The organism is Sphingomonas sp. AX6 (assembly GCF_902506605.1).
Taxonomy (GTDB): Bacteria; Pseudomonadota; Alphaproteobacteria; order Sphingomonadales; family Sphingomonadaceae; genus Sphingomonas.
In genome coordinates, this window is the sequence record NZ_LR733979.1 from 59103 (window position 1) to 80169 (window position 21067).

Below are 21067 nucleotides of genomic sequence, written 5' to 3' on the forward strand. Positions count from 1 at the left end.
GAAGGGTGGCTAGCGGATTAGCGCCAGCACGATCCCCGCCGCGGCACCCGCGCCGAGCAGCCGTAACACGCCCCATTTTAACCATAGCGCCAATACCATCGCCGCCACCGCCAGCCCAAGCGCGACCGGATCGAGGGTCGCCCAATCCGGCCACGACATCGATACCGGCCCGGCCTCGATCCGCCCGACGCGCGCGAACAGGACGTGGAGGGCGAACCACAACGTCAAATTGGCGATCACCCCGACAACCGCGGCCGTCACCGCCGCCAGCGCCCCTTGCAGGCGGCGGGCATGTTCGAGCCGCTCGATCCACGGTGCGAGCGCGAAAATCCACAGGAAGCACGGCGCGAACGTGACCCAACTGGTCAGCGCCGCGCCGATGATGCCCGCTACCATCGGATCGAACGGCGCAGGGTCGCGGTACGCGCCGAGAAAGCCGACAAACTGGGTGACCAGGATCAGCGGGCCGGGGGTCGATTCGGCCAGGCCGAGCCCGTCGGCCATTTCGCCTGCGTTCACCCAGCCATAGGTGGTGACCGCTTCCTGCGCCATATAGGCAAGCACGGCATAAGCCCCGCCAAAGGTGACGACGGCCAGCGTCGAGAAGAATTTGGCGATGTCCATCAGCACATGGTCGGGGCCAAGCAGCGCGAGGATCGCGAGCACCGGTGCCACCCAGATCGCGCCCCAGATGAGCACCGCACGCAGGCTCGCCAGCGTCGGACGCGGTCCCGCAACCTCGCTCGCATCGCCGCTCGCGTGCGCCGCCTTGCCTAGCCAGGCCGGACGCGCATTCGCGGCGAACCAGCCCGCGAGTGCGGCAGCCAGGATCACTAGCGGGAACGGCGCGGCAAACACGAACAAGGCAAGGAACGCGGCAAAAACGAGCAGTCGTTTGAACCCGCTGTCGAGTGCGCGGGAGCCGATGCGGATCAGCGCCTGGACGACGATGGCGACCACCGCCGTCTTGATTCCGACGAACAGCGCCGCGAACCACGACAGATTGGCCGCCAGTGCATAGAGGATCGACAGCGCCAGGATGACGAGCGCGCCCGGGATGACGAACAACGTCCCCGCGACGACGCCGCTTTTCCACCCACCGATCCGCCAGCCGATATAGGTGGCGAGCTGCTGCGCTTCGGGGCCGGGCAGGAAATGGCAGAAATTGAGCGCGCGCAGGAATGCGCCCTCGTCAATCCACCGGCGGTCGTCGACCAGCTCCTTATGCATCAGCGCGATCTGGCCTGCGGGGCCGCCGAAACTGAGCAGGCCGATTCGCGCGAACACCGCGAATTGTTCGCGACGGCTGGGGACGACGGGGGGCGGCGGGTCAAGAGCGCGGTTCAAAATCTGGTCCATGCAACGCCTCTTCGCGCCGGACGGTGTGTGCGTCCGGGTGGGAAAGGCAACGCTTGGACGCGGCGAGCGCCTGACCGGGAGGTTGCGACGCCCCGTTGGGTGGAAGAATAGCGCGCGTCGATGTGGGTGGAAAGCGGTTTGCGTGCCCCTTCCCCATCGTCACCCCGGCCGCAGTGCCGGGGTCCACCCAGCCGCACTTTCGACGCCGATTATGAAGGCCACCCGAAGCCGGTTAGTGGACCCCGGCACGGAGGCCGGGGTGACGAAAGGGGTGTAAGGGCTGACTGCGCCCCGCCCTCAATTCGCGACGAACGTCAGTCCTGCGTGTTCCTCCAGCCGCTTCTTGAGCGGCTCCGCCATCAGCGCACCTGCGGTCCAGATGCCGCCCTTGTCTTCGCTCGCGACATCGCGAACCAGGCAGATCGCGGCCTCTGCAATCATCTTCGACGTCGATCCATAGCCGGGATCGCGGTCGCCGGTGACGACGCATTCGACGCGGTCGCCGTTCGCCATATCGCCGATGAAGATCAGGTCGTAGAAGCCTGCCTCGCGTTCCGCCTTGGACGGGCCTTCGCCGGGTTTCGGTCCCTTGTCGCCTGCCAGCGGATTGATCTTGGCGATGGCCTCTGCTGCCGCCTTGCCCATCTCGCCGATGCCGGGCGCAATCATCATTTCGTCATAGACGAAATCGGTGCCGAAGCTGTGATCGGTCAGGAAATTGGTGCGGTGGACATTCTTGGTGTTGATCGGCGCCATGATGAACGGCGCAACCCAGGCGCCCACGGCGGCGTCATATTCGGGTATCATGCCCGTCGGTTGGTGCGGTCCGGCGAAACCGGGCGCGAGCGCGAACGGGTTGGTGAGCAATTTGATCAGGCCGGGGTCGCGCGCCGCAGCCGCCAGCGTCGCTTTCAGGCTGGCTGCGGTGCCACCCGAAAAGCCGCCCTGCATCTTGCGAACGCGGCCCTTGACGCGGGGGGCGGGTTTGCCGTGCTTAGCCACCGCGGTTTGTTGCAGCGTCCATACGCCGAGGTCGAACGGGATCGAATCGAAGCCGCAGGAAAACACGATGCGCGCACCCGATGATTTCGCAGTTGCCTCGTGCGCGTCGATCATCGCCCGCATCCACGCAGGCTCGCCGCACAGATCGACATAGGCGGTTCCGGCCTTGGAGCAGGCTGCGACCAGGTCCGATCCGTAAAGCTGGTACGGGCCGACGGTGGAGATGACGACTTTGGCGCGTGCGACCATCGCGTCAAGCGAAGCGGGATCGTCGGCATTCGCAGTGATGAGCGGGGTGTCCGGGTGCGCGCCGATTTCATCGCGGACTTGGCCGAGTTTGGTCAGCGATCGCCCGCCCATCGCCCATGTCAGCGATCCGTCGGCGTAGTTCGCGCTCAGATATTCGGCGACCAGCCGTCCGGTGAAGCCGGTTGCGCCATAGACGATGATGTCGAAATCGGTGGCCATTCTCTCTCTCCCGTTCGGGATACTCTAACCGTTTGTTTCGAGCGAAGTCGAGAAACGTGGGTCTGGTGCGCGGGAGCGTTTCTCGACTTTGCTCGAAATAAACGGGGAAGGAGGGCGGTGGGTAAAGTCGCGGGGCTATGCGGCCTCGCTGAACTGGAGCGCCGCGAGCCGGGCGTAGAGTCCGCCTGCTGCCGCCAGTTCGGCGTGCGTCCCGCTTTCGACGATGCGGCCTTCGTCCATGACGATGATGCGCTTTGCCGCGCGGACGGTTGCCAGACGATGGGCGATGACCAGCGTGGTGCGATCGGTCATCAGCTTTTCGAGTGCGTCCTGCACCAGCCGTTCGCTTTCGGCATCGAGTGCGCTGGTCGCCTCGTCGAGCAACAAGATGGGGCTGTCGCGCAACAAGGCGCGCGCGATGGCGATGCGCTGGCGCTGGCCGCCCGAGAGGCGCGCGCCGCCTTCTCCAAGGAAAGTGTCGAGGCCGTCGGGCAACGCGCGCAGGAAATCGGCGGCGTTGGCAGCCTCCGCTGCGGCCCACAAATCATCGTCGCTCGCGTCCCAACGACCATAGCGCAAATTGTCGCGGGCGGAGGAGGCGAAGATCACGGTTTCCTGCGGCACCATCGCGATGCGCGCGCGGACTTCCGACGGATCGGCATCGGTCAGCGGCACGCCATCGACCAGCAATTGCCCGCTTTCGGGATCGTAGAAACGCTGGACGAGCTGGAACAAGGTCGACTTGCCTGCGCCCGACGGACCGACCACGGCAACGGTATCGCCTGCGCCGATCGACAGCGAGAAATCCTTGAGCGCGGAAACTTCGGGGCGCGTCGGATAGCGGAACGACACGTCGCGAAATTCGATGCTACCGCGCGAGGTGGCGGGGAGGGCGACCGGGCTGGCAGGCGCCGCGATGTCGGGCTCTTGCGCCAACAGTTCGGCGAGCCGTCCGGCGGCCCCTGATGCGCGCAGCAGGTCGCCATAGACTTCGGTCAGCGCGCCGAACGCGCCGGTGACGAGCCCGGCAGTGAACACGAACGCGGCAAGCGCACCGGCGGTCAGATTGCCCGAAGCGACGTCGCTGACCGCATCCCACAGGATCAGCGTGACCGCGCCGAACAACAGCCCGATCACCATCGCGGTCATCACCGCGCGGGTGGCGAAGCGCAATTTGGCGGTCTCGAACCCGCGATCGACTGCGTGCTTGAATCGGTCGCCTTCGCGGCGTTCCTGGCCGAAGGCTTGCACGATCTTCATCGCGCCCAGCGTTTCGCTGGCGATGGTGCCGATGTCCGCAATCCGGTCCTGGCTGTGACGCGAATATTTGCGAAGCCGCGCGCCCAGCATCATCATCGGCGTGACGATCAGCGGGATGCCGAGCAGCAGGAAGGCGGCGAGTTTGGGCGCGAGAATGAACAGATAGACGACTCCGCCGATGCCGATCAGCAGGTTGCGCAGCGCCACCGATACGGTCGACCCGACGATCTGTTCGACCACCGCGGTGTCGGCGGTCAGCCGCGACGCGATTTCCGACGGACGGTTTTCCTCGAACCACTGGGGCGCGAGCCGCAACAGGTTGCGCTGCACCGCGACGCGCATGTCGGCGACGGTGCGCTCTCCCAGCCACGACACGAAATAGAAGCGTGCGGCAGTCGCAAGCGCCAGCACGCCGACGACCATCAGCAATCGCCAGAAATACGGCCCGATCGCGCTCAAATCCGCGCCTTGCGCGAAGCCGTTATCGATCACTTGTTTGAAGGTGTAGGGGATGTAGAGCGTCGCCGTCGCCGCGCACAGCAGCGCGAGAATCGCGAGCGTCAAGTGACCCGGATAGCGCGAGGTATAGCCCCACACGATCATCAAATTGGACAGCTTGCGCTTTTCGGGCGCTGGAGCGGGCGGGCGCGGTTGCGGCGTGGGTTCGGCCATGCGTGCGCGCCTAGCGCGTTCGGAAGCGAAACGGAACCGTTCGCTTCCACTCGCCGTTATCGAATTTATAGTATCGTTGCACCGCAGCACCGCGGCGCTATAACCCCCTGTCCGGTCGCCGACGCCGGGGGCTCATAAATGTCGGCGGAGATTTGAATGCTGTACAACGCTTATGAAATGCAGCGCGGAATGCTGGCCGGTGCCAGCGCGTTCGCGAATTTCAGCGCCGGCCTGCTCAACAACCCCGCCAATCCCTTTGCCTATTTCGGCGGCGGTCCCGTGCTGGCGAGCGCGCTCGAAGTGTTCGCCCATGCTTCTGCCCCGCGCGGCAAGCCCGCATTCGGGCTGGATGAGACCAAGGTCGATGGCAAGACCGTCGCGGTGCGCGAGGAGATCGTGCTGCAAAAGCCGTTCGGCCAGTTGAAGCACTTCGTCCGCGAAGGCGTGGATGGCGGACCGAAGCTCCTGATCGTCGCGCCCATGTCGGGCCATTTCGCCACGTTGCTGCGCGGTACGGTCGAACGGATGTTGCCGACCTGCGATGTGTACATCACCGACTGGCGTGATGCGAAGCTGGTGCCGATGTCCGAAGGGACGTTCGATCTCGACGATTATATCGATTATGTGATTGAGTTCCTGGCGCATATCGGCGCCGAGGGCGATCCGCGCGGGCATATGCTCGCGGTGTGTCAGCCATCGGTGCCCTGTTATGCCGCCGTTGCATTGATGGGCGCGGACAAGCATCCCAATCGGCCCAAGACGCTGACAATGATGGGCGGGCCGATCGACACGCGCGAAGCACCGACTGCGGTCAACACGCTGGCGACCGATCGTCCGCATAGCTGGTTCGAACAGAATGTCGTCGCGACCGTACCGATGACCTATCCGGGCGCGGGTCGCCGGGTCTATCCGGGGTTCCTGCAGCTCGCCGGATTCATGACGATGAACCTGGGCAGCCACATGGTCAGCCATTGGGAAATGTTCCGCCATCTGGTCGATGGCGACGGCGAAAGCGCCGACGCGACCAAGGAATTCTACGACGAATATCGCAGCGTGTGCGACATGGACGCGGCATTCTACCTCCAGACCGTCGACCTGGTGTTTCAGACGCATGCGCTGCCCAAAGGCACGATGACGCATCGCGGCCGGCTGGTCGATCTGGGCGCGAACACGGATACCGCATTGCTGGCGGTCGAAGGCGAGCGCGACGATATTTCGGGGCTCGGCCAGACCAAGGCGGCACTGACCCTGGCGACCGGGCTTCCCGACAAGGCCAAGCACTATCACATGGCCGAAAGCGTCGGCCATTACGGCATCTTCAACGGCTCGAAATGGCGGACCAAGATCGCGCCGGTGCTTGAGAAGTGGATCGAGACGCACGGGGGGTAAGGGGGCTTTTCCCCTTCTTTTCCGTCACCCCGGACTTGTTCCGGGGTCCACTAAGCCGCTTGCAATACGTTCATTATTTCGCGTCCTGTGATCGCCGTCCGGTGGACCCCAGAACAAGTCCGGGGTGACGTTGGAGATGCGGCCAAGTTCCGGTCAATCCCACCACATTCGGGCGATCGACCACAGGAACCAACCGCTCGCGATCCAGACTCCGATCACCAGCAACGCGCCGACAATCGACTTCGGCCGCTGGCTAGCGCGTTCGGCGACCGCGCGATGTTCGGCCATCTGCGTCGGCGCAACCAGCCGCTCGAACAGCCACACGCCCGCCGGGATCAGCACTGCCTCGTCGAGCAGGCCGAGAAACGGAATGAAATCGGGGATCAGGTCGATCGGTGACAGCGCATAGGCGGCGATCAGCAACCCGACCAGCTTCGCGCGCATTGGCGTGCGTGGGTCGCGAGAGGCGAGCCACACCGCATGTGCCTCAACCCGGATTCGGTGAACTAGACTCGGTCCCGCCATACGTTAGCCTTGCGGGTGCAAAGCGGGACCGGTCAAGCAGCGTCGCCTTACAAAGCGACTTCGGTGTGGCGTCCGGCCTCGTCGGGCTTGATCTTCATGCCGGTCATCATCTTGAACAGGCCGGTCAGCGACTGGTCGCCTTCCCAGATTTCGGCGTCCGACAGGTCGAAACGCATCATTTTCAGATTGGGATCGTTCCGACCACCCTCGAACCATGCCTCGGTCTGGTTGGACCAATATTTGTCGATGATCGCCGGGTCGGTTTCCTCGGTCAGGGTGCCGCGAATACAGGCAAACACCTTGTGATCCTTGGACACATATTGCGCCATTGCTGGACCACCCGGCGCGATGCGATTGTCCTTGCGCGTGTAGAACCAGAATTCGCTGTCCGCATCCTCGTCCAGCTGCGCGGTCATCGGCTCGCTATGCTCGTTCGCGTTCGTCAGGCCGATCATCAGGAAGGGGCTGTCCGCCATCTTCTTCCACATCCGCTTGCGAACTTCGATCGGATCTTCGTGCGATTGCTGGTCGGTCATCGGGTTTCTCCTTACGGTTCGGCCAGACAACAAACGAGGATGAGGGAGGCTCCCGAACTTTTCTGCTCGACGCATTTCGACAGCATTTTGCTACGCCGGTCAGGACGGCAATTCCGCCGTCGAATCTGAGAGGAGAAGGCAATGAGCTTTGCCGAGTTGTGCCTGTTCCTCGGAATGCTGTTTGCTTTCGGCACCTTCGTTTTGAAGGTGATCGAAGTGGCGCGGTCCGAGTAGGGCACACGGGAGGGGGTGGGCCTGCCAGTCTGCCCCCGAACGCCGCTCAAGAGATTTGAGCCCCGGTCGCTGCCACGACCGGGGCTCGATCTCAAAGGACTGGCCGATGAGCTTTGCAGCTATTCACATAGCGCAAAGCGATGAATTTTTCAATCAGGTCGTCAAAGAACCTCGAACAGTCCCGCTGCACCCATGCCTCCGCCGACGCACATCGTCACGACCACATATTTCGCGCCGCGGCGCTTGCCTTCGATCAGGGCGTGGCCGGTCATTCGCGCGCCGCTCATGCCGTAGGGATGGCCGATCGAGATCGCGCCGCCGTTGACGTTGAGCAGTTCGTCGGGGATGCCGAGCTTATCCTGGCAATAGAGCACCTGGACCGCAAACGCCTCGTTCAGCTCCCACAGGCCGATATCGTCCATCTTCAGGTTGAAGCGTTCGAGGAGCTTGGGGATCGCGAAGACCGGGCCGATGCCCATCTCGTCGGGCTTGGTGCCCGCCACCGCCATGCCGACATAGCGGCCCAGCGGTTGAAGTCCGCGCTTCTCGGCCAGCTTTTCTTCCATCAGCACCGCCGATGACGATCCGTCGGATAGCTGGCTGGCATTGCCCGCGGTGATCGTGCCCTGATCGCCGATTACAGCCTTGAGCGACTTGAGCCCTTCCAGCGTCGTGTCGGCGCGGTTGCCTTCGTCCTTCGTCAGCGTGACCTCCTTGGTGGTCACTTCCTTGGTCTCCTTGTTCACGACGTTCATCGTCGCGGTGACGGGGACGATTTCGTCGTCGAACTTGCCCGCTTCCTGCGCGGCGGCGGTGCGCTGTTGCGAGCGCAGGCCATATTCGTCCATCCGGTCGCGGCTGATGCCATAACGCTGGCCGACGATTTCGGCGGTCTGGAGCATCGGCATGTAGATGTCGCCGTGCATCGCGAGCAGTTCGGGATCGGCGGCGACGCGCATCTGCGGTGTCTGGACCATCGAGATCGAGTCGACCCCGCCACCGATCGTCACGTCCATATTGTCGGTGATGATCTGTTTGGCGGCAGTCGCGATCGCCATCAGGCCAGAGGCGCACTGGCGGTCGACCGACATGCCCGAGACCGAGATGGGCAGCCCTGCACGCAACAGCGCCTGACGCGCGATGTTCCCGGCCTGATGCCCCTGTTGAAGGGCAGCGCCGAACACGACGTCGTCGACCTCGGCACCGTCGATCTTGGCGCGTTCTACCGCGGCCTTGATCGAGTGCGCCGCGAGCGTCTGCGACGGCAAATTGTTGAACGCACCGCGATAGGCGCGGCCAATGGGCGTGCGGGCGGTGGAGACGATGACGGCGGAGCGGGTCATGGGTGGTTCCTTTTTGTCTAGGTCGTCACTCCAGCGAAAGCTGGAGTCTCAAGCCGCATGAGATCCCAGCTTTCGCTGGGATGACGGTTACTGGCTCAAACGAAAATCTGGCTCATCCATTCGGCGATCATCGCGGGCTTTTCCTGGCCTTCGATCTCGACGGTGAATTCGTTGGTCTGTTGCCACTGGCCGGGCCGTTTCTCGACCAGCTCGAGCAGCTTGAAGCGGCCGCGCACGCGCGATCCCGATCGGACGGGCGTCAGGAAGCGGACCTTGTTACCGCCATAATTGACCCCCATCTTGATGCCATCGATTTGAGGTTGTTCGGTTTTCTGCGACAGCAGCGGCATCAGCGACAACGTCAGAAAGCCATGCGCGATGGTGCCGCCGAACGGCGTCATCGCCGCCTTGGCCGGATCGACATGGATGAACTGGTGGTCACCGGTCGCATCGGCAAATTTGTCGATCATATCCTGGGTCACTTCGACCCAGTCGGAAACGCGCTCCTCGCCCGTGCGTTCGGCATATTCCTGGATGGTGATCGATTGCACCGGCTTTCCCTCCACGACCATTTCAGCGCATAGCGCGCTCAATCTCTAGGCGTGCAAGCGCCGATTTCGCAACCCCGACCAACCGAGAATTGGAAAAACATGCAGGACGTAGCGTCGATCGCCCCGATTAGTTTGAATGCAGCGCGTCGGGCGGCCGAACCCGATGTTCTAAAACCACTATTGGCGCATGCGGCGCTGACAAGTGATTCGCGCCAAAGGGTGGTCGGAATCGCATCCGGCTTGATCGCGGACCTTCGTGCAGCGCAGAATTCGGGCTGGGTAAATCAGTTCCTGCAGGAATATCGGCTGAATTCGTCCGAAGGTATCGCGCTGCTGACGCTGGCCGAAGCGTTTTTGCGTGTGCCCGACCCCGAAACCGCCGACATGCTGATTTCGGACAAGCTTGGCGAGGCCAATTGGCGTGCGCACACCGGCAAATCGAGTTCGTCGATGGTCAATTCGGCGACCTGGGGGCTGGTCGTCGGGCGCGCTTTGGTCGGTGAAGGGTCGGCGGGGCCTCTACGCCGCCTGATCGCGCGTGCGGGCGAACCGTTCGTGCGCCAGGCGGTCGGCGCGGCAATGCGGATGATGGGCGAAGTGTTCGTGATGGGCCGCACCATCGACGAAGCGATGAAGCGCATGAAAAAGCCAGAAAATCGCGGCTTTACCGCCAGTTTCGACATGCTGGGCGAAGCCGCGCGGACGCAGGCGGATGCCGAGCGCTACTTTCGCGCTTATTCCGACGCGATCCGCCGGGTCGGGCGGTCGCCGGATTCGGGGCATTCGATTTCGGTCAAGCTGTCGGCGCTCCACGCCCGTTACGAAGTCGCACAATGGGACTGGTGCGTGCCCGAATTGACCGACCTGCTGGCGCAGCTGGCGTCCGAGGCGGCGGCGCAGAACATCTCTCTGACGGTCGATGCCGAAGAGGATGATCGGCTGGAAATGAGTCTGGCGATCATCGGCGATGTCGCGCGGCGGCCTGAATTAAAGGGCTGGAACGGCATGGGCATGGTGATTCAGGCGTATAACAAGCGCGGGCGTGCCGTCGTGCAATGGGCCGACGAACTCGACCGCCCGATGAATGTGCGGCTGGTCAAGGGTGCCTATTGGGATACCGAGATCAAGCGTACCCAGGTCGAGGGACTGAGCGATTATCCGCTGTTCACGCGCAAGGCGGCGACCGACGTGTCGTATCTTGCATGCGCGCGCGACATGTTGGCGGCCAAAAATATCAGCCCGGCCTTTGCCAGCCACAATGCCCTGACCGTCGCCACCATCCTGGAATGGGCGGGCGATTCGCGGGATTTCGAATTTCAGCGGCTGCACGGCATGGGCGAAGGGCTGTACGAGCGGCTGGTCCGCGAAGAAGGCTATCGCTGTCGCATCTATGCGCCCGTCGGTGGGCACCGCGACCTGCTCGCCTATCTGGTCCGTAGGTTGCTGGAAAATGGCGCGAACACCAGTTTCGTCCACCAGCTTGCCGATGAAGACCTATCGGACGAGGAATTGCTCGCCGACCCGGCCGAAAAAATCGCCGAAGTCGGCGGGACGCCGCATCCGTCGATCCCGCTGCCGGTCGATATCTTCGGCCAATGGCGCAACAGCGCGGGCATCGACCTGACCGATCGCCAGACGCTGGCCGATACGCGTGCGGCAATCGATGCGGTGGCGGTCGGCAATCGTGGCACCGACGCGGTCCATGCCGATCCCGATCACGCAAGCGGCGCGGGCAAGCGCGCGATCGAGGCGTGGAACACCAGCGACAGCAGCGTCCACGACGCCGTCACCCGCGCTCAGGCCGCCTATCCGGCATGGGACGCCATCGGGGTTGAGGCGCGCGCGCGCATTCTAGAACGCTATGCCGACCTGATCGAGGAACATCGGATCGAATTGATGGCGATCTGCGTCAAGGAAGCGTTCAAGTCGATCCCCGATGCGCTCGGCGAAATCCGCGAGGCTGCCGATTTCTGCCGCTATTATGCGATGCAGGCACGGCGGGTGATGACGCCGCATATCCTGCCCGGACCAACGGGCGAGCGCAACGAATTGCGGCTGGAGGGGCGGGGCACCTGGGCCACCATCGCGCCGTGGAATTTCCCGTTTGCGATCTTCACCGGCCAGAATGCGGCGGCTTTGGTCACTGGCAACACCGTCGTCGCCAAGCCTGCGCCGCAAACGCCGCTGGTCGCCAAACGATCGGTCGAACTGGCGCATGAAGCGGGCGTGCCCGAAGACGCGTTGATCCTGGTGACGGGTGCCGCCGAAGTCGGTGCGGAGTTGACCAGCGACCTGCGGATCGCGGGTGTCGTCTTTACCGGATCGACTGCGACCGCCAAGCGGATCGCATCGTCGCTGCTGGTCGACGAGGACCGCGCGATCATTCCGCTGATCGCGGAGACCGGCGGCGTTAACGCGATGATCGTCGATTCGACCGCCTTGCCCGAACAGGTGGTGGCCGACGTGCTGACCAGCGCATTCCGGACGGCGGGGCAGCGATGTTCGGCGCTGCGCCTGCTGATCCTGCAAGAAGAAGTCGCCGACCAGATGATCGAAATGATCTCTGGCGCGATGGACTTGCTGACGCTGGGCGATCCCGGCGATCCGTCCACCGATGTCGGGCCGGTGATCGACCGCGATGCGTATGAGCGATTGATGAGCTATCGCGAGACCGCACGACCGCGCTGGATCAAGACGGTCGATGCACCCGACGAAGGTCTGTTCGTGCCGCCGACGATGATCGGGCTGGACGCGATCGAGGATCTGAACCGCGAATGGTTCGGCCCCGTGCTGCATGTCGCTACCTGGAAAGCGGGCACGCTGGCGGAGACGATCGAGCGGGTGAACGCCAAACGGTTCGGACTGACGATGGGGCTGCACAGCCGCATCGCGCGTTCGGCCGAACTGGCCGAACGCTGTGCGCGGGTCGGTAATCTCTATATCAACCGGTCGATGATCGGCGCGGTGGTCGGCAGCCAGCCGTTCGGCGGCGAAGGACTGTCGGGCACCGGCCCCAAAGCAGGCGGGCCGAATTACCTCCCGCGTTTCTGTGGCGAGCGGGCGATTTCGGTAGATACCACCAGCGCGGGCGGCAATGCGACATTGCTCAATCTGGACGAAGGCGCGCATTGAGATGAGTACGGGCAAGCCGGATCGGGAGGCGCGACACGCAGCGTTGCTCGACCGGCTGGCCGACCATGTGCTTGACCATGGGCTGGCGGCGACCAGTCTGCGTCCGCTGGCACGCGCGGCGGGCACCAGCGACCGGATGTTGCTTTATTATTTCACCGACAAGGATGCGCTGATCGCGGCGTTACTGTCGCATCTGGCCGACCGGATGCGTGGGCTGCTCGACCAGAGCGTCGCGGCCGAACCGCTGGCGGAGGCAGAGTTGCTGGTGCTGTTGCGCGCTCGCGTGCTGGACGATGCGTTCTGGCCCTATATGCGGCTGTGGCTCGACCTGGCGGCGGGTGCCGCGGGCGGAAATGCCCAGTATCGCCAGGTCGGCGAAGCAATCGGGCGGGGTTTTGTCGGCTGGCTGGAGCCCCAGATTGCCGCACCCGATGCGGACGCACGACGTCAGTCGACGGCGCGTTTGCTGACGATGATAGAGGGCATGGTGCTGCTCAAAGCGCTGGGGCTGGACGATGTCGGAGCGGAGGCGGTTTAGGGTTGGCGTTCCATGACGAGCGCCAGGGCAAACGCCACTGCGAACGCCCATAACAGATACGCCGTGCCGACAAATTGCTCCATCGGCGTGTCGGCATAGAGCGTCGGCATGAGCCGCAGCGCGAGTGCGTCAAGGAGCATTGCCGTCGACGCGATCACGGTGACGCCCCGCAACAACTGACCCGGAGCAAGGGCGGCGATCGATCGACCGATGGCGATGAACCCCAAGGTCACGGGGATGATCGCGGCATAGAGCATGACGCCGCTTGCGCCTTCGAACGCGCCCAGTGGCGACAGCAACCGGATCGCCACCACGCCGGACACCCACAGAACCGCCCCGAAGGCGATGGCGACTGCAATCTGGCGAGTCGAGAGAGCGGCGGAAATCGGGGAAATTGGCGAGTGCTCCGTAGCGAGTGCTACGGATTGTTCTAGCGCATTGTAGCGACTGCTACAAGTCTGGGTTAGGCGGTCCCCTCTATCGATTTCCCACTCTTGTCGCGTTTCGTGACCCGCTCGCCCTTTGCGACCGGCAGCACCTGCTGCACGTCGGGATAGGGGAGCACCATCGTCCCGTCGGGGGCGGCGGTGAAGCTGGTTTGGGTGGGATAGGCGATTTCAATGCCGTCGTCGTTGAACCGCTTCAGGATCGCGATGCCGATCGCCGTGCGCTTTTCGTAGAACAGCGCATAATCCGGTCCGGCGGTGTCGAACAGCAATTCGAAATCTAGGCTCGAGGCACCGAAGCCGGTGAAGCCGCAGCGGATGAAGATCGCCTTGTGTTGTTCGACGATGGCTTTCAACATCTCCGGGATCGCGGCGCAAACCTCAGGTGGCGTCTGATAGGTGACGCCGATAATGAACTGGCCGCGGCGGTGGTCGCGCTGGGTGTTGTTGGTAATTTCCTTGTCGAGCAACTGCTTGTTCGAGATCACGCGCTCCTCGCCCGTGAACGAACGGATACGCGTCGATTTAAGCCCGATCGCCTCGATATTGCCCTGTGTCTGGTCATAGGACACGCTGTCGCCGCGACGGAACGGCTTGTCGAAAATGATCGACAGCGCCGCGAACAGATCGGCGAAGATGCCCTGCGCGGCCAGACCGATGGCGATGCCGCCGACGCCCAGACCCGCGACCAGGCCGGTCACGTTGACCCCCAGATTGTCGAGCACCACGACCAGCGCGATCGCAAACAGCGCGATCGTCACCAGCAGGCGAATGAGCCCCATCGCCGTGTTCAGCGTCTCGCCGTGATAGCCTTCGTTACCGGTGCGTTTTTCGACCGCGCCCAGAATCAGCTCGCGCGCCCAGATCGCGGCCTGGAACACGGCGGCGACGGTGAACAGGAAATTGACCGTGGTCGTCACCGCATCGGGGGTCGCGGCGTATCCCTCGACCAGTTTGGCCGCGACCATGACGATGAAGAACTGGTTGGTCTTCGACGCGGCCTTGGCCAGGATCGAACCCCAGCCGGTGATATGGTTGTTGCGCTTCTGGAACGATTTGACCGCGTGCCCGCGAATGAAGGTCAGCAGCAGGACAATGCCCGTTCCGATCGCGGCGGCGATCAGGATTTGCAGCCAGTGGGTCTGCAGCCAGTCCATGCTGGATTGAAAGAAATAGCGGGTCTGCGTTTCGAGATCGACGGCGGGCTGGGCGACGTCACGCGCGGCGGTTGCCGCGTTGGCGGTGGTCATGAAGGCTGGCCTTAAGCTGCTTTTGTCTTGGGGCGGACGATAGGCGTGCCGCTATCGCAGGCTTGGAGGTAGGCAATCAACCCCCGCTCGGGTCGCGACAGATAACGCGTGCCACGCGGCAACCGACACCCGACGAATTCGGCGGCACCCGATTTGCACGCTTCGATGAGGGCAGGGTGGACATAAGATTTGCGTGCGATGGTGGGCGTGTTTCCCAGCGCCGCGACGACGGGCTCCAGCATGTCGCGCAGCGAAATCGCGCCATCGGCTTCGCACATCGTCTGGTACGCGATGGCGCTGGCGGCCCAGGTGCGGAAATGCTTGGCGGTGAATTCCTCACCCATTGCGTCGCGAATGTAATCGTTGACGTCGGACGAGGTGACGGGTCGCGCCTCGCCATCGTCGTCGATCCAGCGGAACAGGTGCTGGCCGGGCAAATCCTGACATTTCCGTACGAAGCTGAGCAGCGAGCGGTCGGTAATCGTCAGCACGCGCAGCTTGCCCGATTTCGCCTTGTATTGCAGCCGTAGCGACGATCCGCCTAGCTTGGCGTGGCGTTTGCGCAGGGTGGTCGCGCCGTAGCTCTTGTTCGCCTGGACATAGGCTTCGTTGCCGATGCGGATGCTGCCCAGATCGAGCAACCGCACGACCGCCGCAACCGCGCGTTCCTTTGCCAGCGCGCGTTTGCGCAAATCCTTTTCCACCTGCGCGCGCAATTTGGGCAGCTTGCTGCCGAACGCCCCGCACAGCCCGAATTTTTCGCTTTCCTGCTGCGCGCGGAAATCGGGATGATAGCGATATTGCTTGCGCCCCTTGTCGTCGTAGCCCGTCGCCTGGATATGGCCGTTCGGCTTGGGACAGAACCACGCATCGACATAGGCGGGCGGCAGGCCGATCGCATTCAGCCGGTCGATTTCGTCGCGGTCGGTGATGCGCTCGCCATTCTCATCGCAATAACCCCATTTGTCGCCGCGCACCTTCATGCGGGTATAGCCGGGCATCGTGTCCTCGACAAAGATCAGGCGGGGCATCGGCATCCTCTTCTCATTCACCCCGACGAATGCTCGGGCGGTCGCTTCGTTCCGGGAACCGGTGGCGCAGGCGATGGTTCGGGTTGCTTCTCCCAAAGCGAAAAGGAACCTCCCATGACCGATCGCAATACCGACCTGTCGGGCGTCAAAGTGCTGATGCTCGCGACCGACGGGTTCGAGGAATCCGAACTGTTCGACCCCCGCCAGGCCTTGCTGGATGCGGGCGCCGAAGTGACGCTGGCCTCGATCGAAAAGGACGCCATCCAGGGCGTCATCAATGACGACGAAAAGGGCAAGACCATCACCCCTGACCTGACGCTGGATGAGGTCGAGACCACCGAATATGACGCGCTGGTCCTGCCCGGCGGAGTCGGCAATCCCGACAAGCTGCGCATGAACGAACGCGCGGTCGATATCGTCGGCGAGTTCATGGACGACGCCAAGATCGTTGCCGCAATCTGTCACGCTCCCTGGCTGCTGGTCGAGGCCGATGTCGTCGATGGCAGGCGCGTGACGAGCTGGCCGTCGGTGCGCACCGACCTGGCCAATGCGGGCGGCGACGTGGTGGACGAGGAAGTGGTGGTGGACGAGAATTTGATCACCAGCCGCAAGCCCGACGATATTCCTGCGTTCAATGCCGCGATAATCAAAGCGCTGGCGGAGCAGCGTGTGGAGGTCGAAGAGGACGCGTAACGACGCGCTTCCGTTCGAAACCGTTGGTGTCGAGTAGGGTTCGAGCGAAGTCGAGAACCCGTATCGAGACAGCGTGTGTTATGGCTCCCCTCCCTCGATACGCCTTCTCGACAAGCTCGAAGGCTACTCGGGACAAACGGGTGAGGGGCAAGCATCGCGACAGCGAATAAAGATGCTTAACCCCGTCCGGATTCCCGAAAGGGTACATCCGGGCGGGGTTTTCGTCGGCCATCGCAGCGCATCCGCGGGGTAGGATGGCGGAACCCGCATCCTTCGAAAGCCCGTCCCATGCGCCTTCGCCTGCCCCTGATCCTCGCCGCGTCGCTGATCGCGCTGCCTGCATTGTCCCAGTCCAACCCCCGGCCGTTCACGGTCGAGGAAAGCGGCCAGTCCTTTGCGCGGCTTCAGGAAGCGGTCGATGCGATCGGCGCCCGCCAGGGCACGATCCGCATCGCCCCCGGCCTGTATCGCGATTGCGCGGTGGTCGAGGAAGGCGCGATCGCGTTCGTCGCCGAAGTGCCGGGCAAGTCAGTGTTCGAGGGGCTGGCGTGCGAAGACAAGGCGACACTGGTGCTGCGCGGCGACGGCGCACGGGTCGAGGGGCTGGTGTTCACCGGCCTCGCGGTCGATGACGGCAATGGCGCTGGCATCCGGCTGGAGGAAGGCGATCTGGCCGTCGCCAACGCGATGTTCCTCGATTCGCAAAGCGGCATCCTGACGGCGGCATTTCCTTCGGGCAGCCTGTCGATCGATCGTTCGACCTTTGCAGGACTGGGCAAGGATCCCACCGGCAACGGCGCGCATTCGGTCTATGTCGGCGGATACGGGTCGGTGAAGGTCACGCGGTCGCGCTTCGAACGCGGGGTTGGCGGGCATTATTTGAAAAGCCGTGCCGCGACGGTCGAGATCGTCGACAACAGCTTCGACGATTCCAAGGGCAACGACACCAATTACCTGATCGACCTGCCCAATGGCGCGAGCGGCCGGATTGCAGGCAACAGTTTCGCCCAAGGGCCGAACAAGCAGAATTACGGCACGCTCATCACCGTCGCGCCCGAAGGGGTCGAGCACACATCCACCGGGCTGGTGATCGAAAACAACCGCGCCTGGCTGTCGCCCCAGTTCGAATATCGTACGACCTTCGTGGGGAACTGGTCGGGAGAAGCGGTGACGATGCGCGGGAACGAGTTGGCCGACCGCATCACGCCGTACGAGGATCGGGACTGAGGCAGAACCGTACTCCTGCGAAAGCAGGAGTCCTGGCAACAAATGATGACGCTGGTGGCCAACGCTCCTGCTTTCGCAGGAGCACGGTGTGGGTACTCGCTAGCCCAGCTTGCTCCCCAACCGCCCGGCCAGATATTCCAGACACGCCACCCTTCGCCATACGGCGCTATCCGAAATCGCTGCCACATCGAAAAACCGCCGCATCGCCGGAAACTCCAGGTCGATCACCCGGCGCATATAATCCGCGTCCAGCAACCCGCCATGCTCGTCCCCCATCGCCCCGCGACGGCGCTGGAGCGCGTAGCTTTGCTGCCGCAACCACGTCGGGCGGATGCGGGTCGTCCATTCGGCGAAGCGGTGCGCCCGGTTCGGTCCAGCGGCGAAACTGTGCCCGTAGGTGGAGGGGTGACGCGCCAGCGCGGGGTCGATCGCGTTCAGCAACGCGCCCTCGAACCGTCCCGCCTGTTTCATCGGCATCGGCAGCGTCAGTGCCTCGGCAACGATGCGGTGGTCGAGAAAGGGCATGAAATACGCACCGAGCCGCGATTCCAAACTGATCTCGCGACCGAACAGCGACCGGCAGCGGATGCGCGGATAGAGTTGTTCGACCTGCGTGCGCGACAGCCGACCGTCGTCGCCGCCCGCTGCTTCGCCCAGCTTGGTCGCGATACGCGCGACAAAAGCCGCCGGATCGAAGACGTCGGTCGCGTCGCTGGCGACGAACCGCGCGAAGAATGTGCGCGCGACCGCCCTCGCAGTGGTCGCGCGATCGGCCATGTAGAAGAAGTCCCGGTACACTTCGCCGCACCCGCCCGATGCCGCGAGCCCGCCTGCCGGATGCCGATGCTCGCGCGCCGCCAGGTGTCCGCCATTGTCGAAAATGTTGCCGAAGGTCGGCAGCGCGTCGAACCCGGCGAAATTGGCCGCGACCTGATCGGCAAAGGCGTCGGGCGGCAGAGGGGCGGCTTCCTTGTCGATCCATTCGATTTGGAACCCTTCGGCAGCGGCGATGGCGCGCGCGATCTGAACATCCTCGCTGGTCGCGGGGCCATAGACATAGACGTGCGGGCGCGCCCCGCTCGCCCGGAACGCACCGAGCAGCAGGCGCGAGTCGAGCCCGCCCGACAGCGGGCAATGGATGGCGTCGCCGAACGCGCGGACATGATCGTCGACCGTCCGCATCAGCAGATCGCGGTGCGCCGCCAGCCGCTCGGCAAGCGGGCGGTCGTCGATGCGATCGGGAAGCGGCTTGTCGAGCGCATGTGGCGTCGCACCACCCTGATCCAGCTCGATCATCGTGCCGGGGCCGAGCAATTTCAGTTCTTCGAACACCGTGTCGTCGCCGACGGGCACCACATTGAACGCGAATTCATACACGCCCTGCGGATCGAAACGGACGCGGGGCAGGGCGTCGAGCGCGGCCAGCAGCGAAGTCGAAAGCACATGGTCGCCTTCGCTGCGAAACAGTTGGAAGGCCGCGAAGAAATCGGTGAACAGCCAGCTTCGCCCTGCGCTGCGCACCAGTGCGACGAACTGGCCCGCGACGCGCTGCCAATCGATTGCCCCGTCTGCCAACATGGCGATCAGCCGGGCGAGCGCTTCCCGGCCCATATGCCCATCGACGGTCATCGTGCCCGCGATCGCGGCGAAGTCATCGCCGTCGACCAGCAGCGTGTCGGGACCGCCCTTGGCATAGGCCCAGTGGCGGACTTCCCAGCCGGGCAGCGAAAGCGCGGTCGGCCGATCGAAGCTGGACGCGGCGAAACGCGCCTCTGCGGCCGCAACGATCGCTTCGGCGTCGGGCGCGACGCTGCGCGTCAGGACCAATCCTGCCACGGTTCAGCCCTGCGCGGTGGCGACGGGCGCGCGTTTGGCGCGCAACGGCACCTTGGCGTCCGCTTGGCGCAACCGTCCGAGATACGTGTCCAGCCCGATCTGCGCCCCGATGATGAGGTAGATGAACGGATTGAGCGCGATCCCGACGAACAGCGCGCCGACCATGTAGATGATATGACAATGCTGGAGCGCGGTGGCGAGCGGGGATATCCATTCATCGCCCTCGCGCGGGGTACGGTAGCGGCGGCGCAGGATTTCCATCCTCAGAAATCCGAGCCCGTGGATCACCAGCCACAGAATCAACCCCGGCCAGCCCTGTTCGCCCAGCATTTCGAAATAGGCGCTGTGATAGGCGCGTGCCTGATCGACCACCAGTTGGCGCTGAACGGTCTGGTTTGGCCCCACGCCGACGACCGCGGTGGTTTCATAGCGCAGCTCGTTCTGGCGATAGGCGTCGAACCCGCCGCCCAGCGGCTTCTGTTTCACGTAATCGAGCGTCCAGTTCCACACCATGATGCGGGTCGAGGCGCTGGCATCCGCCTGGTAATTGCGGATCGTGCCCATGCGCTCGGTATAGGCCGACGGCAGGAACGGGATCACCAGCAGCAACGCCATCACCGCGCCGCCGATGTAGAGCATTCGCCGCTTGGCATCGCGCAGGCTCAGCACCGCCAACATGGCGATACAGATCAGCCCGGTACGCGCGGCGGTGCCGATGGGCAGGATGAGGCAGGCAAAAATCAGCGCTGATCCGAACGCCTTCACCCGCCAGTCGGGCGGAAAGATCGTGCCGAATTTCATGAACCACAGGATGATCGGGATCATCGCGATGGCGACGGTGGAGGCGATCGAACTTTCGAAAATGCCGGAATTGTTTGAGACGAGCAGGTGCATCTGGCCGTAACCGCCGCCCGACAGCACGGTCTTCAGCCCGCCGGTGATGACGATCGCGCTGACCGACAACAGGATGAACAGCAGCAGCGCCTCGATGCGGAGCTTGGTGCGGAGCGTCAGCGGGAGGAAGATCGCGAACACCATCGCCTTCCACACCCAGTCCCATTTGAACGCCGCCTCGATCGGAAAATCCGCGCGGCTGGTGGTGAACCAGCACCAGCCGAGCAGCATCAGCAGCAGCAATTGTCGCGGCGCGAAGCGGCTGTCGCGCTTGTCGTCGAACACCAGCCAGCTCAGCCCCGCCAGCCCGAACGCGATCATCGACACGGGGATCGCGTTCAACAAATAATAGCTGATATGCTGGGGCGAGACGATGTCGATATAGACATAGGTGAGGACGAACAGGAACGGCCGCCGCGCCGCCAGCAGGAACAGCGCGCCCAGAAAGACGATCAGGAACAGGTCACGCATCGGGCTTTTTCCGACGCAATGCGGGGACCGGCGGTTCTTCTGAATCCAGATCGCGCCGTGACAGCAATCGCCACGCCGCCAGCATCAGCAGCCCGTGCGAGACCAGCAATGAAATCGTGTCGACCATGCGCGCGTGCTGTCGTCCCTGAACCGTCCTGACCAGCCCTAGCGCGACGGAGTTGACGTGCCGTTAAACAGTCGCGTGGCAGG

General features: G+C 63.7%; 18 protein-coding genes. 5 read left to right on the forward strand and 13 right to left on the reverse strand.

Annotated elements, in window-relative coordinates; all coding sequences use genetic code 11:
* Window positions 1-9: 9 nt before the first annotated feature.
* The 3 genes from chrA to ENHY17A_RS00320 form a co-directional block, all read right to left on the reverse strand.
* Window positions 10-1359: a chromate efflux transporter gene (chrA, locus tag ENHY17A_RS00310; protein ID WP_159709246.1), complete on the reverse strand. Its 1350-nt coding sequence runs from the start codon at window positions 1357-1359 to the stop codon at window positions 10-12.
* A 297-nt stretch (window positions 1360-1656) separates the two neighbouring features.
* A complete protein-coding gene (locus ENHY17A_RS00315) occupies window positions 1657-2829 on the reverse strand; it encodes a saccharopine dehydrogenase family protein (protein WP_159709247.1) in 1173 nt (390 codons plus the stop codon).
* A gap of 135 nt (window positions 2830-2964) precedes the next feature.
* On the reverse strand, window positions 2965-4761 hold the full coding sequence (locus tag ENHY17A_RS00320) for an ABC transporter transmembrane domain-containing protein (protein WP_159709248.1): 1797 nt from the start codon (window positions 4759-4761) through the stop codon (window positions 2965-2967).
* 156 nt (window positions 4762-4917) lie between these two features.
* Between ENHY17A_RS00320 and ENHY17A_RS00325 the strand changes: the two genes are divergently transcribed.
* The gene (locus ENHY17A_RS00325; RefSeq protein WP_159709249.1) at window positions 4918-6150 is read left to right on the forward strand and encodes a polyhydroxyalkanoate depolymerase; all 1233 of its coding nucleotides are present in this window, start codon (window positions 4918-4920) and stop codon (window positions 6148-6150) included.
* Between the two features lie 153 nt (window positions 6151-6303).
* Here ENHY17A_RS00325 and ENHY17A_RS00330 read toward each other — a convergent pair whose 3' ends face one another.
* The 4 genes from ENHY17A_RS00330 to ENHY17A_RS00345 all read right to left on the reverse strand — a co-directional run bounded on the left by ENHY17A_RS00330 (window position 6304) and on the right by ENHY17A_RS00345 (window position 9360).
* The gene (locus ENHY17A_RS00330) at window positions 6304-6594 is read right to left on the reverse strand and encodes a YkvA family protein (protein ID WP_236547668.1); all 291 of its coding nucleotides are present in this window, start codon (window positions 6592-6594) and stop codon (window positions 6304-6306) included.
* 128 nt (window positions 6595-6722) lie between these two features.
* Window positions 6723-7211: a pyridoxamine 5'-phosphate oxidase family protein gene (locus ENHY17A_RS00335; RefSeq protein ID WP_159709251.1), complete on the reverse strand. Its 489-nt coding sequence runs from the start codon at window positions 7209-7211 to the stop codon at window positions 6723-6725.
* 395 nt (window positions 7212-7606) lie between these two features.
* Complete coding sequence (locus ENHY17A_RS00340; protein ID WP_159709252.1) at window positions 7607-8788, reverse strand: acetyl-CoA C-acyltransferase; 1182 nt, start codon at window positions 8786-8788, stop codon at window positions 7607-7609.
* A 95-nt stretch (window positions 8789-8883) separates the two neighbouring features.
* Complete coding sequence (locus ENHY17A_RS00345) at window positions 8884-9360, reverse strand: MaoC family dehydratase (RefSeq protein WP_201296411.1); 477 nt, start codon at window positions 9358-9360, stop codon at window positions 8884-8886.
* A gap of 78 nt (window positions 9361-9438) precedes the next feature.
* On the opposite strand from ENHY17A_RS00345, the gene putA reads away from it, so the two are divergent.
* Window positions 9439-12471, forward strand: coding sequence for a bifunctional proline dehydrogenase/L-glutamate gamma-semialdehyde dehydrogenase PutA (gene putA / locus ENHY17A_RS00350; RefSeq protein ID WP_159709253.1), 3033 nt, complete (start codon window positions 9439-9441; stop codon window positions 12469-12471).
* A 1-nt stretch (window position 12472) separates the two neighbouring features.
* Entirely contained in the window at window positions 12473-13009 is a 537-nt protein-coding gene (locus tag ENHY17A_RS00355) for a TetR/AcrR family transcriptional regulator (RefSeq protein WP_159709254.1), read from the forward strand.
* Here the strand turns inward: ENHY17A_RS00355 and ENHY17A_RS00360 are convergent.
* The 3 genes from ENHY17A_RS00360 to ENHY17A_RS00370 all read right to left on the reverse strand — a co-directional run bounded on the left by ENHY17A_RS00360 (window position 13006) and on the right by ENHY17A_RS00370 (window position 15742).
* A complete protein-coding gene (locus tag ENHY17A_RS00360; protein ID WP_159709255.1) occupies window positions 13006-13332 on the reverse strand; it encodes a hypothetical protein in 327 nt (108 codons plus the stop codon). The genes ENHY17A_RS00355 and ENHY17A_RS00360 overlap by 4 nt on opposite strands.
* A 140-nt stretch (window positions 13333-13472) precedes the next feature.
* Window positions 13473-14705 (reverse strand): mechanosensitive ion channel family protein, encoded by a 1233-nt coding sequence (locus tag ENHY17A_RS00365; protein ID WP_159709256.1) that lies wholly within the window; start codon window positions 14703-14705, stop codon window positions 13473-13475.
* 11 nt (window positions 14706-14716) lie between these two features.
* Window positions 14717-15742, reverse strand: a complete 1026-nt coding sequence (locus tag ENHY17A_RS00370) for a DNA topoisomerase IB (RefSeq protein WP_159709257.1) — start codon at window positions 15740-15742, stop codon at window positions 14717-14719.
* 108 nt (window positions 15743-15850) lie between these two features.
* Here ENHY17A_RS00370 and ENHY17A_RS00375 point away from each other — a divergent pair, with 108 nt between their 5' ends.
* Both ENHY17A_RS00375 and ENHY17A_RS00380 read left to right on the forward strand, forming a co-directional pair.
* The gene (locus ENHY17A_RS00375) at window positions 15851-16429 is read left to right on the forward strand and encodes a type 1 glutamine amidotransferase domain-containing protein (RefSeq protein ID WP_159709258.1); all 579 of its coding nucleotides are present in this window, start codon (window positions 15851-15853) and stop codon (window positions 16427-16429) included.
* A gap of 288 nt (window positions 16430-16717) precedes the next feature.
* Window positions 16718-17656, forward strand: a complete 939-nt coding sequence (locus ENHY17A_RS00380; RefSeq protein WP_159709259.1) for a right-handed parallel beta-helix repeat-containing protein — start codon at window positions 16718-16720, stop codon at window positions 17654-17656.
* Window positions 17657-17755: 99 nt separating this feature from the next.
* On the opposite strand, the gene ENHY17A_RS00385 is transcribed toward ENHY17A_RS00380, so the two are convergent.
* From ENHY17A_RS00385 to ENHY17A_RS14795, 3 genes are read right to left on the reverse strand one after another with little or no spacing between them, the layout of a single operon-like run.
* A complete protein-coding gene (locus ENHY17A_RS00385) occupies window positions 17756-19492 on the reverse strand; it encodes a hypothetical protein (RefSeq protein ID WP_159709260.1) in 1737 nt (578 codons plus the stop codon).
* Window positions 19493-19495: 3 nt separating this feature from the next.
* A complete protein-coding gene (locus ENHY17A_RS00390) occupies window positions 19496-20857 on the reverse strand; it encodes a putative O-glycosylation ligase, exosortase A system-associated (RefSeq protein WP_159709261.1) in 1362 nt (453 codons plus the stop codon).
* Complete coding sequence (locus tag ENHY17A_RS14795) at window positions 20850-20984, reverse strand: hypothetical protein (RefSeq protein WP_268893981.1); 135 nt, start codon at window positions 20982-20984, stop codon at window positions 20850-20852. Before ENHY17A_RS14795 ends, ENHY17A_RS00390 begins: the two co-directional genes overlap by 8 nt.
* Window positions 20985-21067 lie beyond the last annotated feature (83 nt).